Origin of the sequence: Streptomyces sp. cg40 (assembly GCF_050320165.1) — a bacterium.
Classification (GTDB): Bacteria; Actinomycetota; Actinomycetes; order Streptomycetales; family Streptomycetaceae; genus Streptomyces; species Streptomyces hokutonensis.
In genome coordinates this window covers 10,337,765-10,355,129 of the sequence record NZ_CP190128.1, presented here as the reverse complement: position 1 = coordinate 10,355,129, position 17,365 = coordinate 10,337,765, and the positions used below count along the sequence as shown (strand labels likewise).

General features: G+C 70.2%; 15 protein-coding genes. 10 read left to right on the top strand and 5 right to left on the bottom strand.

Annotated features, from left to right (window positions below; translation table 11 throughout):
• Positions 1-94: 94 nt before the first annotated feature.
• A complete protein-coding gene (locus tag ACQHII_RS46630) occupies positions 95-1,159 on the top strand; it encodes a LacI family DNA-binding transcriptional regulator (RefSeq protein WP_427925557.1) in 1,065 nt (354 codons plus the stop codon).
• 112 nt (positions 1,160-1,271) lie between these two features.
• Here ACQHII_RS46630 and ACQHII_RS46625 read toward each other — a convergent pair whose 3' ends face one another.
• Genes ACQHII_RS46625 through ACQHII_RS46610 form a run of 4 tightly spaced genes read right to left on the bottom strand, consistent with a single transcriptional unit; the run spans position 1,272 to position 5,929 of the window.
• Positions 1,272-2,666 carry a glycoside hydrolase family 32 protein gene (locus tag ACQHII_RS46625; RefSeq protein WP_427924998.1) on the bottom strand — a complete coding sequence of 465 codons (1,395 nt, stop codon included), beginning with the start codon at positions 2,664-2,666 and terminating at the stop codon, positions 1,272-1,274.
• Positions 2,663-3,535 carry a carbohydrate ABC transporter permease gene (locus ACQHII_RS46620; RefSeq protein ID WP_427924997.1) on the bottom strand — a complete coding sequence of 291 codons (873 nt, stop codon included), beginning with the start codon at positions 3,533-3,535 and terminating at the stop codon, positions 2,663-2,665. The genes ACQHII_RS46625 and ACQHII_RS46620 overlap by 4 nt, the downstream gene beginning before the upstream one ends.
• 22 nt (positions 3,536-3,557) lie before the next feature.
• A complete protein-coding gene (locus ACQHII_RS46615; protein WP_427925556.1) occupies positions 3,558-4,508 on the bottom strand; it encodes a carbohydrate ABC transporter permease in 951 nt (316 codons plus the stop codon).
• 11 nt (positions 4,509-4,519) lie between these two features.
• On the bottom strand, positions 4,520-5,929 hold the full coding sequence (locus ACQHII_RS46610) for an extracellular solute-binding protein (RefSeq protein WP_427924996.1): 1,410 nt from the start codon (positions 5,927-5,929) through the stop codon (positions 4,520-4,522).
• Between the two features lie 149 nt (positions 5,930-6,078).
• Between ACQHII_RS46610 and ACQHII_RS46605 the strand changes: the two genes are divergently transcribed.
• Together ACQHII_RS46605 and ACQHII_RS46600 are read left to right on the top strand one after the other, a co-directional pair.
• Positions 6,079-7,662 (top strand): glycoside hydrolase family 32 protein, encoded by a 1,584-nt coding sequence (locus tag ACQHII_RS46605; protein ID WP_427924995.1) that lies wholly within the window; start codon positions 6,079-6,081, stop codon positions 7,660-7,662.
• A 128-nt stretch (positions 7,663-7,790) separates the two neighbouring features.
• Positions 7,791-8,018 (top strand): helix-turn-helix domain-containing protein, encoded by a 228-nt coding sequence (locus ACQHII_RS46600; RefSeq protein WP_427924994.1) that lies wholly within the window; start codon positions 7,791-7,793, stop codon positions 8,016-8,018.
• A 245-nt stretch (positions 8,019-8,263) separates the two neighbouring features.
• Here the strand turns inward: ACQHII_RS46600 and ACQHII_RS46595 are convergent, their stop codons facing one another.
• Entirely contained in the window at positions 8,264-9,310 is a 1,047-nt protein-coding gene (locus ACQHII_RS46595) for an alpha/beta fold hydrolase (RefSeq protein WP_427924993.1), read from the bottom strand.
• Between the two features lie 229 nt (positions 9,311-9,539).
• On the opposite strand from ACQHII_RS46595, the gene ACQHII_RS46590 reads away from it, so the two are divergent.
• From ACQHII_RS46590 to ACQHII_RS46560, 7 genes are all read left to right on the top strand, one after another.
• Positions 9,540-10,214, top strand: a complete 675-nt coding sequence (locus ACQHII_RS46590) for a response regulator (RefSeq protein ID WP_427924992.1) — start codon at positions 9,540-9,542, stop codon at positions 10,212-10,214.
• Positions 10,211-11,254 (top strand): sensor histidine kinase, encoded by a 1,044-nt coding sequence (locus tag ACQHII_RS46585; protein WP_427924991.1) that lies wholly within the window; start codon positions 10,211-10,213, stop codon positions 11,252-11,254. The genes ACQHII_RS46590 and ACQHII_RS46585 overlap by 4 nt, the downstream gene beginning before the upstream one ends.
• A gap of 222 nt (positions 11,255-11,476) precedes the next feature.
• Positions 11,477-12,778 carry an extracellular solute-binding protein gene (locus tag ACQHII_RS46580; protein WP_427924990.1) on the top strand — a complete coding sequence of 434 codons (1,302 nt, stop codon included), beginning with the start codon at positions 11,477-11,479 and terminating at the stop codon, positions 12,776-12,778.
• Between the two features lie 7 nt (positions 12,779-12,785).
• A complete protein-coding gene (locus ACQHII_RS46575; RefSeq protein ID WP_427924989.1) occupies positions 12,786-13,739 on the top strand; it encodes a carbohydrate ABC transporter permease in 954 nt (317 codons plus the stop codon).
• On the top strand, positions 13,736-14,629 hold the full coding sequence (locus ACQHII_RS46570; protein ID WP_427924988.1) for a carbohydrate ABC transporter permease: 894 nt from the start codon (positions 13,736-13,738) through the stop codon (positions 14,627-14,629). The genes ACQHII_RS46575 and ACQHII_RS46570 overlap by 4 nt, the downstream gene beginning before the upstream one ends.
• 26 nt (positions 14,630-14,655) lie before the next feature.
• The gene (locus tag ACQHII_RS46565) at positions 14,656-15,786 is read left to right on the top strand and encodes an ROK family protein (protein WP_427925555.1); all 1,131 of its coding nucleotides are present in this window, start codon (positions 14,656-14,658) and stop codon (positions 15,784-15,786) included.
• A gap of 34 nt (positions 15,787-15,820) precedes the next feature.
• Entirely contained in the window at positions 15,821-17,362 is a 1,542-nt protein-coding gene (locus ACQHII_RS46560) for a GMC oxidoreductase (protein WP_427924987.1), read from the top strand.
• Positions 17,363-17,365 lie beyond the last annotated feature (3 nt).

The following is a 17,365-nucleotide window of genomic DNA, read 5'->3' as shown; positions in this document are numbered from 1 at the left end:
CGATCGCGCCGGTTGTGCCGTGTGCCGCGACGCTCCCCGCGGATAGGGTGGACGGTGATCGACAGTGACGGGCTGGGTGAGGGCGGCGGGCGGCGTGGGCGGTGCCGAGGAGAGCGGGAGCACGGGTACCGGGCGACCGACGTCGCGGGACGTCGCCCGGCTCGCCGGTGTGTCGCACACCGCGGTGTCCTTCGTGTTCAACGGCCGGGCCGAGGGCAATCTCTCGTCCGCCACCCAGGAACGCATCCGGGAGGCCGCGACCCGGCTGGGCTACCGGCCCGACCCGGTGGCCCGCGGGCTGCGCCAGCGCCGTACGGCTGTGATCGGGCTGGTCACCGACGAGATCGCGTCCTCGCCGTTCGCCGGCCGGCTGCTGCGCGGTGCCATGGAGACCGCGTGGGACAGCGACCACCTCGTCCTCACCGTCGACTCGGGCGGTGACCCGGTCAAGGAGGACGCGGCCGTCGCGGAACTGCTCGACCGGCGCGTGGACGGCATCATCTACGCGGCCATGTCCCTGCGCCGGGTCCGCGTCCCCGAGGGCCTGCACCGCACCCATTCCGTGCTGGCCAACTGCCTGCCCGAGGACGACTCCCTGCCCGCCGTGGTCCCCGCGGAGCGCGCCGGTGGCCGTACGGCGGCCCGGCTGCTGCTCGGCGCGGGCCACCGCCGCCTCGCCGTGATCGGCGGCCTGGACGACATCGCCTCGGCGGAACGTACCCGCGGCTTCCGCGACGCGCTGCGCGCCGAGGGCGTCACCCTGCCCAAGGAGTGGATCGTGCGCGGCGGCGGGGAGATCTCCGCGGGGTACGCGGGAGCACTACGCCTCCTCGACGGGGTCGAGCCGGACCGCCGCCCCACCGGCGTCCTCTGCTACAACGACCGGGTCGCAGCGGGCGTCCTGCACGCCGCAACCCGGCTCCGGATCGACGTACCCGCCGAGCTGTCCGTGGTCGGTTACGACGACCAGGAGCACATGGCCGCCTTCCTCACCCCACCGCTCACCTCGGTCGCACTGCCACACCGGGCAATGGGCGAGGCGGCGGCCCGCCTGCTCCTGAACACCATCGAAGCCGGCCACACACCACCGCCGACCATCCGACGACTGGCGTGTCCTGTGGTCAATCGGGCTTCCGTGGGTCCGGCACCCAGCCGATGACCGAAACACCCAGCCGGTCATCGGCGAGGCGGTGGCCCGACTGCCCCTGGACGCCATCAGCGTCGACCAGACCCCGCCCTCGACCGGCCGGACGCCTGGCCAGCCGGTCTCGTCAGCCGCGGCTTCCTCGGTCCGGCGCCCACCCCGTGACCCGGGCCCCCGGCCCCTCGACGACCAGCTCGGCAATGTCGTCGGGGCGCCGGTAGACGCGCTCGGTGACCATGGCCCGGTCTCCGACGAAGAGTTCGAGGAGCGAGCCGTCGACGAGCAGACGGAGCGTGAGTTCCGGTCCCTTCGGCACGTGCACGGTGATCGGGGCGGAGCCTTCCCTGCCGGTGCGGGGCCAGGCGGTGCGGTCGAGGACGACGGTCCCGGCGGCGGGGTTTGCACGGACGGTCAGCTCCTGGCCCACCGCGTCCCGGAGCAGGCTCACCGTGGTCGGTTCACATGCGGTGACCGTCAGGTCGTACGTCTGTGGAAGCGGGATCCGGCCCTGCGGCGAGGTGACGAACGGTTCGGCCGGGCGGAGTAGGTCCAGTTCCGGGGCCGGGCGCACCCGTAGTGAACCGTCGGGGTGGACGTCGACCACCCGGGGTGCCGTGAGTACGCCCGCCCATCCGGCCCGGTCCGTCTCCTCCTGCGGGCGGGCCTCCCACGACCAGCCCCACAGCAGTGCGCGGTCCGGTTCCTGGAGCACGGCGGGAGCGTAGAAGTCCCGGCCCTGGTCGAGTCGGCCGCCGGCCCGCGGCGCGAAACGCAACTCGCCCTCGCCGTGAGGCTCCAGACGGCCCGTCAAGTATCCCGTGGAGCAGGGGTCTCCGTCCCACAGGGACACCAGGAGCACGTGGTCGCCGCCCCCCGTCCGGTACAGGTGCGGGCACTCCCAGCCCACCGACTTGTCGCCGAACACCCCGGCCGCCACCGGGTCGTTGCCGTCCAGCAGCACACCGGCGAACCGCCAGTCGGTCAGGTCGTCGCAGTCGTAGAGGAGGACGGACGGTGTGCCGTCGGCGTGGCCGGCCCCGACCAGGGCCCAGCGCCGGTCCGCGTGGTGGAAGACGAACGGGTCGCGGAACATCACCACGTCCAGTCCCGGCGGCGGCCCGGCCACCACCGGCGTCGGCAGCGGCTTCCACTCGGTCAGCAGCTCGTCGTCCGGGTCGGCCGCCCGCGCCAGGCAGATGGTGCCGAGTCCGGTGTGGGTACCGTCAACTCCCGTGTACACGGCGGTCGGTGTGCCGGCGTCGTCGGTCACGCAGCCCGACCAGCAGCCGGCCTCGTCGGGGCCGCCGGGCGTCGGCGTGAGCGCGATCGGGTGGTGCTCCCAGTGCGCGAGGTCGGTGCTGGAGGCATGGCCCCAGTGGACGTTCGCGTGCACGGGTGCGTCGGGGTTGTGCTGGTAGAAGAGGTGGTAGCGGTCCCGCCAACGGAACGGCCCGTTCGGGTCGTTGATCCAGCCGACGGGCGGACGGACCCTGAAACGCGGTGCGTTGGGGTCATGGCTCAACGGTTGACTCCTGCCGAGGTGATGCCCTCACGCAGAGGGCGCTGGCCGACGACGAACACGGCGAGGGCGGGGAGCATCGAGAGGACGACACCGGCGAGGACGACGGAGATCGACCCGGTGCCGAGGTTGCCCTGGAGGGAGACCAGGCCCAGCGGAAGCGTGTAGTTCTGGCCGGAGGTCTCCAGGATCAGCGGGCGGAAGAACTCGTTCCAGTGGTAGTTGAAGGCCAGTACTCCGACGATCGCCAGACCAGGCGCGGCCAGCGGCGCGTACACCGAGCGGAAGATCCGCCAGGGCCCAGCGCCGTCCAGCATGGCCGCCTCGCCCAGGTCCTTGGGCATGCCAAGGAAGTACTGGCGCATCAGGAACGTTCCAAAGGCGGTCGGGAAGGCCGGGATGATCAGGCCGAGGAGCGTGTCGGTGAGACCCATCGACTTCAGCACCAGGAACACCGGCACGATGGTGACCTGCAACGGCACCATCATGGTCGCCAGGACCAGGCCGAAGAGCGGCTTCTTGAAGCGGAACTCCAGCCGCGCGAAGGCGTATCCGGCCAGGCCCGCCGTGATCATCTGGCCCACGGCGATCAGCGCCGTCACCAGCGTGGAATTCAGGGCGAGCAGCCACACGTCGATCTGATCGAAGACCCCGCGGTAGGCCGCGGTCGTCGGGTGCGTCGGGATGATCTGCGGGGGCAGGTCGAAGGACTGGGCCGGAGTGCGCAGCGAGGTGGAGACGGTCCAGATGACCGGGCCCAGGGTCAGCAGGGCGCACACGGTGAGCGCGGCGATCCGGGCCCAGGGGGCGAGTGAATAACGTACGCGACTCAGGGGCGGCGTTGCTTTCAGGGTCGAGCTTGCTTGGCTCATAGCGCTCATGCGGCTCACCGGCTCACTGGTAGTGGACGAAACGCCGGCTGAGCCGGAACTGGACGGCGGTGACCGCCATGATCAGCGCGAAGAGCAGCACACCCACCGCGGACGCCTCGCCGAAGTCGAGCTGCTCGAAGGCCCGTTCGTAGATCACCATCACCACGGTGCGGGTGGCGTCGCCGGGTCCGCCGTCGGTGAGGACGTAGGGCTGTTCGAAGACCTGGAGGGCGCTGATGATGCCGACCACCGACGCGACGAGCAGCGTCGGGGACAGCAGCGGCAGCGTGATGCCGAGGTGCTTGCGCAGGCCGGTCGCGCCGTCGAGGGCGGCGGCCTCGTGGATCTCCTTGGGGATGTTGTTGAGTCCGCCGACGAACAGCAGGAAGGAGAAGCCGAACTGCTGCCAGACGTAGACCAGGATCACCGTGGCCATCGCGGCGCGCTCCGAGGTCAGCCAGGGCACGGGCGCGACGCCGACCAGGCCGATCAGCCAGTTCACCACCCCGAAGTCCTGGTTGAACAGGTACTTCATCACCACCGAGATGGACGCGGCGGACAGTACCAGGGGGAAGAAGAAGGCCGAACGGAACAGCGACCGTAGCCACCCCGGCATCCGCGCGTTCAGCGCGAGCGCCAGCGACAGCGCGATCAGCAGTTGCAGCGCGACCGCGAGGACCATGAAGACGAGCGTGTTGCGGAAGGAGACCAGCACGGTCGAATCCGTGAAGGTCGTACGGTAGTTGGCGCCGCCGGCGAAACGGGGCGGGTCGATCACGTTCCAGTGGAACAGGCTCAGCACGATCGACCCGATGATCGGTACGACCGTGAAGACGACGATACCGACGACCGTGGGCGCCAGGAACAGCGCGGCCAGCAGCCGGGAGCCGCGGTCACGGACGGACGGCCGTAGGGCGACAGCGGGTGGCGCGGCGGGCCGCGAACGTACGCTCGGGACCTGGGAGTTGGGGATCTGAGTGTTCGTCATATCTCACGCTCCATGGCCTGCTCCAGGTCGCCCTGCATCCGGCGCAGCGCCGGACCGACCGCTCGCGGCGAGGCCAGCGCGGTGCCGGTGTACTTGAGCAGGACGTCGGTCACCTCGGCGACCTGCGGTGGCGCGGGGATCGGGCCGGTGTCGGGGAACCGGTCGAGAGTGTCGTAGAAGACCTGCCAGTGGGCCGGGCCGGTCGCGGCGTAGCGTGCGGCGGTCAGCATCGAACGGCGGGCCGGGGTGGTCTGGTTGCCCTGGAACAGCCGGGTCATGGTGTCCTTGCGGGCCGCGTACTTGATGAACTCCCAGGCGGCTTCCTGCTTCTTCGAGGTGCGCAGCAGCGCGTAGCCCGCCGCGCCGAACTGGTGGCGCTGGGTGCGCCAGCGCGGGAAGTACTGCACGTCGTAGTCGGCGGCCCGCATGCCGGCCAGGTGCAGGCCGCCCGCCCAGAAGCCGCCCGCCGGTGTGACGCCGACGCGGCCGGTGGAGAACACGCCCACCAGATTGCTGCCGTTGCCGCCCTCGGGCCGGGTACACAGGTCCTCCTGGACGAGGGAGGCGAGATAGTCGTACGCCTCCTCGACCCGGTCGGCGGTGGCCTGCGGTGTCGTCCAGCGGAAGCCACCGCCGCGCCCCTTCCGGTCGGCGGCCGGGTAGAAGGCGTCCCACAGCCAGGAGCCGCCGGGGGCCTTCGACTCCTTCAGCAGGTTCGTGCCGTTGGCGAAGAGCCAGGGGACGACGCCGCCCCAGAGCCGGTTGGTCCAGAAGTACGGCGTGAAGTGTGCGTCGCCTGCCTGCTTCATCTCCCGCAGCAGCGCGGTGAAGTCGTCGCGGCTCCAGTCGGCCGCAGGGAAGCCCGCGCCCGCCCGCTTCAACACCTGTTTGTTGAGGTAGATGTCAGCGGCGTTGAACTCCATGGGCAGTTGGTAGAGGTGCCCCTCGTACATCATCGACTCGACCAACGAGGGGTGGACGTCGGCGAAGTACTCGCGCAGCTCCGCCGCGTCCCGCCGCACCCAGCGGTCCAGAGGTACGCCGAGCTTCTGAGCGAACAACTGCACTCCCTCGGTGGCCACATACACCAGGTCGGGGGCGGTGCCCGCGGCGATCTGGGTGAGGATCTTCGCGAAGAAGTCCGACCAGTCGACGGCCTGCACCGCGTTCACCCGCAGGGGGATGTCGGGGTGGAGTTGGTGGAAGCCCTTGGTGAGGGCGTCGACGGTGGCCGGGTCGAAGGCGGAGCCGAGGGTGGCGACGACGAGCGAGCCGTCGTCATGGCCGGGGATGTCGGCTCCCGTGAGCCGGTCCCAGCTGGCGGCGGTCCCGGCCAGGGCCGCTGCTCCGGCCCCGTACGCGCCGTACCGCAGCAACGTGCGGCGGGGGATGTGCGAGTCAGTCATCAACGGGCCTAACTCGTGTTAGTTCAGGGGTGATGACCCAGATGATGAGAACCGGGCGGCGGGCCTGTCAAGGGTCGGGAACGCTTGACCTTTAACGAGTTAGGTCTACAGTCCTCGTTCACATGAGCCGCACGAGAGGACGATGTGCCATGCCCGGACCATCGGGGACTTCATCGGGGATTTCCAGGAGATCACTGTTCGCGGGATCGGCGGCGGGCACCGCCGCAGCGCTGCTGCCCACCGGATCGGCCACGGCCGCTTCGAAGCCCGAGTCGCAGACCAAGTCCGCGGCGACGGGGGCGAGTTACCGCGCCGCGTATCACTTCACGGTCCCCGACCAGTGGAAGAACGACCCGCAGCGGCCCGTCTGGATCGACGGCGAGTACCGCTACTACTACCTCTACAACGCCGACTACTTCACCGGTGTCACCGGCACCGCGTGGCGCCTGGCCACCACCACGGACCTGGTCTCCTTCACCGACCGAGGGGTTGCGGTCCCCAAGGACACCACGCCCAACGGCGATCTCTGGTCGGGTTCGGCGGTGGTCGACACGGGCAACACGGCCGGGTTCGGCGCGGGTGCGGTCGTCGTCATCGTCACCATGTCCCCCGGCGGCGGCACCGACCAGCAGGAGCAGTTCCTGTACTACTCGACCGACGGCGGTCTCACCTTCACCAACCACGGCACCGACCCCATCCTGCCCAACCCCGGCGTCGCCGACTTCCGCGACCCCAAGGTGATCCGTGACGAGGACCGGGGCCGCTGGGTGATGGCCCTCGCCGAGCACGACAAGGTCGGTTTCTACCACTCCGACGACCTCAAGTCCTGGACGTACGTGGGCGGTTACGTCCACGACGGCATCGGCGTCCTGGAGTGCCCCGACCTGTTCCGCGTCACCGCGGGCGACGGCACCGTGAAGTGGGTGCTCGGCGTGAGCGCCAACGGGAAGGGCTCGGGGCTGCCCAACACGTACGCCTACTGGACGGGTTCCTTCGACGGCAGCGCGTTCACCGCCGACGCGAGCGAGCCGCAGTGGCTCGACCACGGCTGGGACTGGTACGGCGCCGTCACCTTCGAGAAGCGGGACGCGAGCGGTGCGGTGGACGCGGCCGCCCGGTACGCGATCGGGTGGGTGAACAACTGGGACTACGCCAACACCACTCCCACCATCGACTGCGACGGCTTCAACGGCACCGACTCCGTCGTCCGCGAGATCACCCTGAAGAAGGCGTCCGACAACACCTACTACCTCGCCTCCCAGCCCGTCTCCGGCCTCGACTCGTACGTCTCCCGCACGGTGAACCTGGGCGACGTGACCGTGAACGGCACGACGGTGCTCGACTACACCGGCATCTCCTACGAGGTGACCACCGAGATCACCTGGTCCCAACTCACCGGCGCAGGGCTCCAGTTGAGGCGCTCACCCGACGGCGGCCGGCACATCGACGCCGGAATCTACGCCGACTACGCCTTCCTGAACCGACGAGGCACGGTGAACGCGGACACGTCCGGCAAGTGGCAGGAGAGCCACACCCCGTTCGACCCGTCCGCCGGCACGGTGAAACTGCGCATCCTGGTGGACCGTACGTCGGTGGAGATGTTCGTCGACGACGGCCGCTACGTGCACACCAGTCAGGTGTTCCCGTACCTGCTGGACACGCGGCTCGCGCTGTTCACGATCGGGGGCAGCGCGGTGTTCCGCGACACGGTGATACGGGAGTTCTCGGTGTGAGTGCCGTCAGGCGGGGATCTCGGCGGTGACGGTCAGGACGCGCGGGCGGGGATGTGGCCGGTCATGGTGAAGCCGAGGTAGGCCGGAACGGCCTCGGCCGGTACGCCGGTCCGCTCGGTGTCGAGGGCGTGCACGACGATGACGTAACGGTGCGGGCCGTACACCGCACCGTCGGGACGTCTCCCATCCGGTTCGTCCAGGACCTGCGCGTCGAACGCGCCTCGCACCTGCTGCGCTCCACCGGCCTGTCCCTTGAGGTCATCTCCCGGGAGGTCGGCTACGAACACCCCAACACCCTGCGGGTGTTGCTGCGCGAACGCACCGGCAGGACCACATCGGCTCTGCGCGGCCGGTGATTCCCTCCCGTCTACAGACAGGTGCGGGTGAGCCATTCGTCGGAACTGTAGGTGTCCCTGGCGGGATCCGGCACGGTGGCGGGCCGTGTCTCCACCAGTTGCTCCGGGGGAACGCGCCGCGGCAACTCACCGAACCAGGGACGTCGCCCGGAATCGGCGGCAGCCGCGGAGCCTGTCTTTCCAGGTGTCATGTCATCCTCCACGATTGCGAACAGCCACGGCACCGTGCCGGCCGGGGCGGTCTGTCAGAGTCGGTCGGCGTCGAGGACGGCCCGGGCGAAGGCCTCGGGTGCCTCCTGCGGCACGTTGTGGCCGATTCCCTTGAGCGTCCGGTGGTCGTAGGGGCCGGTGAACTTGGCCCGGTACGCCGTACCGTCGCCGGCCGGCGTGAAGGGGTCGAGTTCCCCGTCGAGCGTGACGGTCGGCACCGCGATGTCGGGCGCTGCCGCGAGACGTGCCTCGATGCCGTCGTAGCGGGCGTCGCCCTGGGCCAGGCCCAGCCGCCACCGGTAGTTGTGGATCACGATGGGGACGTAGTCCTCGTTGTCGAACGCCGCCGCCGTACGGTCGTAGGTCGCGTCGTCGAAGTTCCACGACGGGGAGACGTTGCGCCAGATGAGCTTCGCGAAGTCGTGCCGGTACTTCTCGAAGCCCTGCGCACCGCGTTCGGTCGCGAAGTAGTACTGGTACCACCACGCCCACTCGGCCGCGGGCGGCAGCGGCTGCTTGTTCTTCTCCCTGTCGGTGATCAGGTAACCGGTCACGGAGACCAGGGCCTTGCACCGCTTCGGCCAGAGTGCAGCGATGATGTCGGCGGTCCGCGAGCCCCAGTCGAAGCCTCCGAGCACGGCCCTCTTGATCCTCAGGGCGTCCATCAGGGCGATGATGTCGTGGGCGATCACCGACTGCTGCGCGTTGCGGAACGTGGTCGGCGAGAGGAAGGTCGTCGTGCCGTGTCCGCGCAGGTAGGGAACGACGACCCGGTAGCCGTGGGCCGCCAGCAGAGGTGCGACATCCACGTAACTGTGGATGTCGTACGGCCACCCGTGCAGGAGGATGACGGCCGGTCCGTCGGCCGGGCCCGACTCGGCGTAGCCGATGGTGAGTTCACCGGCCCTGACCTGCTTCAGCGCCGGGAAGGACCCGGATCCCGCGTGCGGTGCCGGCGCGGCGTCCGGCCCGGGCGGCGAGGACGCTGCCGCCGCGGAGCCGCTCAGGCCGATGAGCGATGCCGCGGCCGTGCCCGCAGCGCCCGCGCCGACGACCTTGCCGAAGGTACGCCTGTCGATCATCTGTGCACCGTTCCGTCCGTGTGGGTCGGTCGGGCACTTCCGCCCGGCCGGGGTCTCTCACCGGTCATCCTGGGGCTCCGACGCCCAGGGGGCCTCAGTGTCCGCCCGCAGTCGTCCTTCGGGTTTCCCGCACCGGGCGTGTGCGTACCCGCCGCCCGGGAGTTCACCCGATCGCTCCGCGGGCCCCGGGGAGCCAGGCCCGCCGGCCGCACCCAGTACCTTTGCTTCCATGAAGGGCGACCACGCTGAGCAGGGGGTACAGGCCGTGTCACGTCTCGGCGTGGTGATCGCCGACGATCATCCGGTGGTCCGTGCGGGCATGCGCGCGCTGTTGTCCCGGGACGAGTCCTTCGAGATCGTCGGCGAGAGTTCGACGGTCCCGGAGACCGTACGGGTCGTGGCGGAGGAACAGCCGTCCGTGCTGGTCCTGGACCTCACCATGGCGGGGCAGTCCAGTCTGCCGTCGATCCCCGACCTGCTCGCGGCGTCACCCGGCACCCGCATTCTGATCCTCACGATGCAGGAGGATCCCGCGTTCGCCCGCGCGGCCCTGCGGATCGGGGCGGCGGGCTATCTGCTCAAGGAGGCGGCGGCGGAGGAACTGCTCGGCGCGGCCCACCAGATCGCGCGGGGAGGCACCTATCTGCAGCCCGCCATGGGCGCCCGGCTGGCCGTCGCGGGCGCCGGGGCTCCCGGTGCCGATGGGGACGCCTCGCTGACGGCGCGTGAGCTTCAAGTGCTGTCCCTGCTCGCCCTGGGTCACACCAACCAGGAGGTCGCACGGCGTCTCTTCGTCTCCGTCCGGACGGTGGAAACCCATCGCGCCAGGGTTCGGGACAAGCTCGGGACCGAGACACGGGCGGACCTCATCGCCGCCGCTCGCGAGCGCGGGCTGCTGGGATGACCGGCACGCTGCGCGCCAAGGCCGGCCCGATCATGGAGGCCACGGGTGCCGCGCTGCTCGTCGTCGCCTTCGCGGTCGAGGTCCTCCAGCAGCAGCCTCGCTGGGTGATGCGCTTCTCGCTCGGCGCCGCCGTCGTCCTCATCGTCGCGGCGGCACTGAGCAACGCCGTCCGCAGGGCCTGGCTCGCGGCGCTGTGCGGACTCGCGCTCATCCTCTCCGTGTCACAGCTGGTCCGGATGACCGACCAGCCGCTCTTCAACGGCCTCAACATCGTGCCCCTGCTGCTGATCGGCTGCGCCTTCATGCTGGGCCGCAGTGCGGTGGCACGCCGTCAGAGTCTCGCCCGGGAGCGGGCCCAGGCGCGCAGCGACGGCGAGGAACGCGAACGTCGGCGCTGGGCGCGGGAGTTGCACGACGAGACCCTTCAGGAACTGGTCGCCGTTCAGCTCGTCCTGTCCGGCGCCGCCGGCACGGGACGGCTCGACGCCATGGACGAGGCCATCGGCCAGGCGCGGAGCCTGATCGCGAACCAGATCACGTCCTTGCGGCACCTGATCGTGGAGATGCGGCCTTTCGCCCTCGATCAGCTCGGACTCGCGCCCGCCCTTGAGACGCTCTGCCGGTGCACCGAGGAAACCTTCGGGCTGGACGTCGAGCTGCGTGTCGGAGCGGAGTGGCGCGGTTTGGAGACCGAACTGTCGCCGGAGGCCCAGGTCCACGTCTACCGCATCGTGCAGGAAGCGGTGAACAACGCGGTCAAGCACGCCCGGGCAGACCGGCTTCTCGTGGAACTGGACAGCGACGACCAGGCGTTCAGCGTGACGGTCAGGGACAACGGCCGCGGGATGGACCAGCGGCCTTCCACTCCGGTCGACCGGTCCGGGCTCCCCGCGGGGGTCTCGACAGGCACCGGGCTGTCGGCCATGCGTGAACGCGGCCATCTGCTGAACGGACGCCTCGATGTCGGCTCCGCCCCAGGTGGGGGAACCCGCGTCACGCTCCTGCTGCCCCGCCAGGCCAAGCGCCGTTCCAGCCGGTAGGTCCCACCCCGTGAGTCGGGGAGCGAGACCGGCACCCGATTTCGCTACAAGTTCCGAAATTATTCGTGACGGCTCCGCCACGCCGTCGAAATAGGTACTTCTTAGCGTTACTGCCAGTCGCATAGGCGTCATCGCACCCATTGGGTCCCTCAAACCGCAAGAGGTGCTTTCTCACAAAAAACATCACTGCCCTCGGTGATGTCATGAGACAGGAGCCACCGAGTGTCCAACCCCTCCCGTCGCGGCGTCCTCAGACTGACCGCCGGCACAGCCCTCCTCGGCACCCTCGCCCTGACCGGCTGCGGGCGCGGCGACGAGACCACCGCCGCGAAGACCTCCGCCAAGCCGGTCGGCACCGCCCCGGCGACCGGCACCGTCAATGTCTGGGCCACCCAGGACGACGCCAGCGTGCTCGACAAGGTGATCAAGCCGTTCAAGGCGGCGAACCCGGACGTCACGCTGAAGTTCACGCTGATACCGAACTCCGACTACTACACGAAGCTCCAGGCGGCGATCGCGGCGGGCAAGGGCCCGGACGTGGCCCAGTTCTTCCCCGAGTCGCAGGCGCAGTTCCTCGACCCGGCGATCCTGCGGCCCGTGCCGGACGGGCTCGTCGACTCCGGCAGCTTCTTCAAGAGCCTGTGGGACGCCGGTGTGGCCGAGGACGTCGCCTACACGGTGCCCTGGTACGCGTACACGTACGCCCTCGTCTACCGCGCCGACCTCGCCAAGAAGGCGGGCGTCAAGGCGCCGACCACCTGGGCCGAGATGGTGCCGTTCTTCAAGGCGCTGGAGGGCGCCGGAGCCGTGCACGGGCTCGGGGCCGACAACGGCTGGGACGTCTTCAACGGCCAGGACGCCGCGATGTACGCCTGGCAGGCAGGCGGCTCCCTGCTCTCCGCCGACGGCAAGTGGACGCTCGACACACCGGCGATGGTCGACGCGATCAAGTACAACGCGTCCTTCTTCACGTCCGGTTCCGCCGACACCGCCACCCCCACCTTCCTCGACTCCCAGCCGTACTTCGTCTCCGGCAGGACCGGCTGCATGATCACCGGCCCCTGGGTCGTCGGCCAGCTCGACACCGCCGCGAAGAAGACCGGCTGGACGGCGTCCCACGTCGCCACCGCGCCGCTGCCGGCCGGTGCCTCAAGCAGTGCCTCCTTCTCCGGCGGCGGCAGCTGGGGTGTGCTCGCGACGGGCGGCAACGCGGACGCGTCGTGGAAGTTCGTCCGCCACGTCTCGCAACCGAGCACACAGGTCGCGCAGTTCAAGGCGTACAGCTCGCTGCCGGCGGTCGTGTCGGCCTGGGACGACGCGGCCATCAAGGGGCAGCCGCTCCTCGACGCGTTCTTCACGCAGCTCAAGAAGGCTCGGGCGTTCCCACAGGTGAGCACCTGGCAGCAGGTCGCGACCCGGCTGGGCAAGGAGATGGAGGCCGTGGCCAAGGGCAAGGAGACCGCGGCGAAGGCCGCCGCGAACATCCAGGCGTACGCCGAGAGCGTCGGCACGAGCACGAAGTGAGCCGCCGATGACCACCACCCTCACCCCACGGGCGCCACGCACGGAACCGCGCGGCCGACCGGTCACGGCCCCCGCGCGTGCTCGCAACCGCAGCCTGCGGCGCACGGCCGTCGCCTGGCTGTTCCTCGCCCCGTTCATCGTCGTCTTCCTGCTCTACACGGCGATCCCGACCGTGGCCGCGCTCGGCTTCAGCCTCACCGACCTGCACGGCGCGGATCTCCGGCATCCCTTCGCCGTCGACTTCACCGGCCTGGAGAACTACCTCCGGCTGTTCCGGGACCAGACCTTCCTGCGGGACATCCTGAACACCGCCGTCTTCGTGGCCGTCGGCGTGCCGCTCACCATGGGCGTCGGTTTCGCGCTGGCCCTGGCGCTGAACTCCGGCATCCGGCGGCTGCGCGGCCTCTTCCGTACGGTGTTCTTCGCACCGGTCGTCACCAACATCGTGGCCGCCGCCCTGATCTGGCAGTACGCCTTCAACCCGAGCGGCACCGTCAACAAGGTCCTCGGAACGTTCGGTTTCGCCGGACCGAACTGGCTGGACGACCAGCACCTGGCCATGCCCGTGGTCATCCTGCTTGGCGTCTGGCGCAACTTCGGCACCGCGATGGTCCTCTTCCTCGCCGGCCTCCAGTCGATCCCGCAGGACGTCTACGAGGCCGCCGCCCTCGACGGGGCAGGAAAGTGGCGGCAGTTGAGGCACATCACCGTCCCCCTGCTGCTGCCCACCACCCTCATGGTGTCGGTGCTGCTCACCGTCTTCTATCTCCAGGTCTTCGACGAGCCCTATCTGCTCACCAACGGCGGCCCGCTCGGTTCCACCGAGTCCGTGGCGCTGTACACCTACCACCAGTTCGGGGTCGGCGAGTTCGGGGTGTCCTCGGCCGCGTCCTTCGTGACGCTGGTGCTGGTGGCCCTGGTGAGTGTCGTCCAGTTCCGATTGCTGAGGCCCCGCGCATGACCGCCGTCACCGCGTCGGAGAACACCGACATGGCCGCACGCTCCGCCACGGCCCGAAGTGCCGTACGGGCGCGACCAGTTGCGCAGCCCCTGCTCTACGCCGCGCTGGTCCTGTGCGCGCTGCTCACCCTCCTCCCGTTCGTCTGGGGGATCAGCGGCTCGCTGCGCAGCCTCGACGAGATCCGCTCCGACCCCGGCTCCCTCCTCCCGCACCACTTCACGCTCGGCAACTTCACCCGGCTGTTCAGGACCCAGGGCTTCGGCCGGTTCATGGTCAACAGCATCGTGGTCGCGGCGATGGTGGTGGCCGGCAACATCGTGGCGGCGTCGGCCGCGGGCTACGCGCTCGCGAAGCTCGAATTCGCGGGCAGGCGGCTCGCGTTCGGCGCGGTCATGGCGGCGATGATGGTGCCGTTCACGGCGGTGTTCGTCCCGCAGTTCGTGCTCACCGTGGACATGGGCCTGGCGGACACCCTCGCCGGTATCGCGCTGCCCAGCCTGGCGCTGCCGATGTCGGTGTTCATCATGCGGCAGTACGCGTCCTCGATCCCCGACGAGTTGCTGGAGGCGGCCCGGATCGACGGGGCCGGTGAGTTCCGCATCTTCTTCCGGATCTTCCTCCCGCTGGCCGGTCCGGCGGTCGCGACGATCACGATCATGTCGTTCCTCAACTCGTGGAACTACTTCATCTGGCCGCTCATCGTCGCCCAGAGCACGTCCAGTTACACGCTCCCGGTGGGCCTCGCGGCCACCAGCCAAGCGGCCGCCCACGTGACCGACTACGGCCTGATGCTCGCCGGTGCCGTCGTCGTCATGCTGCCGGTGCTCGTGCTCTTCCTGTTCCTTCAGCGGTACTTCGTGCAGGGCATCGCCGGAACGGGAATGAGGTGAGCCGGCTGAAGTCCGCGACCAACGGGATGAACCAGAGCGCCGTCCGCCGCGTCAACACGTCGGTCATTCTGCGCACGTTGGCGGTGTCGGCCGGGCCGATGACCCTGACCGAGCTCGCCGAGCAGGCCGGACTCTCCCGCCGCACCAACGAGTTGATCCTGGACTCGCTCATCGAGGCGGGCTGGGTGACCGAACTCGACCGCGTGCCCACCAGCGGCTGCGCCGGCCGTCCCGCCCGCCGGTACCAACTGCGCGCGGAGCACGCCCTGTTGGCGGCCGTCCGTATCAGCACCCTGGACGTGTCCGCGGTGGTGGCCGACGTCCGCGGCCGTATCCTCGGCCGGGCGCACCGCCCGCTGCGCGCCTACCAGGACCCGCAGGCCACGCTCGACGACGCGGCGGCCCTCGTACGGGAGGCCCTCGACGACGCGGGCTGCTCGCCGGACCGGCTGCGCGCCGGTGCGGTCGCGGCCGGTGGCGCCATCGACGACGAGGGTGTCGTACGACGCCTGGTGCACACCACGCGCTGGGAGGGCGTGTGTCTGCCCGAGGAGCTCGGGCGGCGCGTCCGGATGCCCTGGTTCGCCGACAACGACACCAACCTCGGTGCGCTGGCGGAGCGTTGGCGGGGCGTGGCCGGTGACCACGACAACGTCGTCTGGGCGGTCCTCGGCAACCGGACCGGCCTCGGCATCCTCATCCGGGGCGCTGTGCACCGGGGCCTGGACGGGGCCGCGGGCGAGATCATCGAGGCGCATTCGATACCGGTCGGCTCGGTCGAGAACCACCCGGTCGCCTGGCTCACCTCACCCGAGGCGGATCGGCGCCGTATCGCTCTGGACCGCTTCGACGCGGCCCGCGCGGGGGACGCGGAAGCGCTCGCCGAGGTGGACGAGCTCGTCGAGAACATCACCTCGATCCTCACCACCCTGTCGTGGACGGTGGCGCCCTCGCTGATCGTGCTCGGTGGCGGCCTGGAGGACGCGGCCGACGTGCTGCTGCCCCGCGTCCGCGAGGCGATGCGCCTCGCCCGTACCCCCGCGATCGAACTGCGCGCCACCGGCCTCGGCCGTGACGCCGCCCTGATCGGCGCCGTGAAGATGGCGCTGGACCGCATGGACACGGAGCTGTTCGGCCCGCTCGTCCCGGGCGCGTAACTCCCCCCACACCAGACGACTTTGGAGTTCCCCTGTGACCGACACCCCGCACACCGACGTCCTCATCGTGGGCAGCGGCATCATGGGATCCGCCGTGGCCCGGCTGCTGCGGGACAGCGATCCGGGGCTGGGCATCACGATGGTCGACGGCGGCAGCGCCATCGGCGAGAAGCCCGGGCTGCATCTGCACGACGTCGACGACCCGGTGCTCTGGGCGCGCTACAACGAACAGGTCGTCAGCGGCATCCAGGGCATGTACACCGGCGCCGAGGTGGTGCGCGAGGCAGCGGACAGCCTCACCGGCCTGACGCCCGGCATGTTCCACGCCCTGGCCTTCGGCGAGGACGCCGAGGCGATGCCCGCGACGGCACTGGCGTGGAACGCGGGCGGCATGGGCGTGCACTGGACCGCCGCGACGCCGTGGCCCGCCGAGGACGAGGTGTTCGACTTCGGCGACCCGGCCGGATGGGCGGCGGACCTGGACACCGCGCGCCGACTGCTCGCCGTCACACCCTCCCCCATCGGCCCCACCGAGGTCGGCCGCCTGGTCCTCGACGTCCTGCGAAGGCGCTACGACGCCACCGCACCGGCCGACCGACGCCCGCAGCCCATGCCCATGGCCGTCGCGACAGCGCCGTCCGGCCCCCTGCCACGCACCGCGCCGGGAACGATCTTCCCGCCCGTCGCGTCCGGCGGAGACCCGGCGTTCACCCTGCTGACCGGCACACTGGCCACCCGGTTGCTCGGATCGGACGGCCGGATCACCGGCGCCCGGCTGCGCCGCGTCGCCGACGGCACGGAGACCGAACTCCACGCGGACACCGTCGTCGTGTGCGCCGACGCGCTGCGCACCCCGCAGCTGCTGTTCGCCTCGGGCATCCGTCCCCCGGCCCTGGGCCGCCGCCTCAACGAGCACGCGTTCATCACCGCCCGGGTGCTGCTCGACCTGGACCGGTTCGGCATCGCCCTCGACGACCTGCCCCTGCCGCGCACCGGGGAGTTCAGCACGGACTCGCTCTGGCTGCCGCAGAACGGGACGGCACAGCCCTTCCACGGGCAGATCATGAACCGGACCTACGTCGACGACAACGGCCGCCCGCTCGCACACGCCGTGGGACTCACCTTGTACGCCCCTGTCGAGTCGCGCCCCGAGAACCGTCTCGTCTTCTCGGAGTCGGAGACCGACCTCGCCGGACTGCCGCGCATCCGCGTCGAGTTCGACTACTCCGACACCGACCGCGCGCTCATCGACCGGGCAGCGGCCGAAGTCCGGTCACTGGCGCAGGAGTTCGGCCCGTTCGACCCCGACACCGAACTGGCACTGCTGCCGCCCGGGTCCTCCCTGCACCTGACCGGCACAGTCCGGGCGGGCACCGCCGACGACGGCACCACCGTCTGCGACCCGGACGGCCGGGTGTGGGGCTACGACAACCTGTACCTCGCCGGCAACGGTGTGATCCCCACCCCGATGGCCGCCAACGTCACCCTGACCGGCGCGGTGACCGCCGTACGGGCCGCCCGAGCAGTCGCCGACCGAGTCGTCACCACCCGCACCGCGCCACTCGCCGCACGCTGAAAG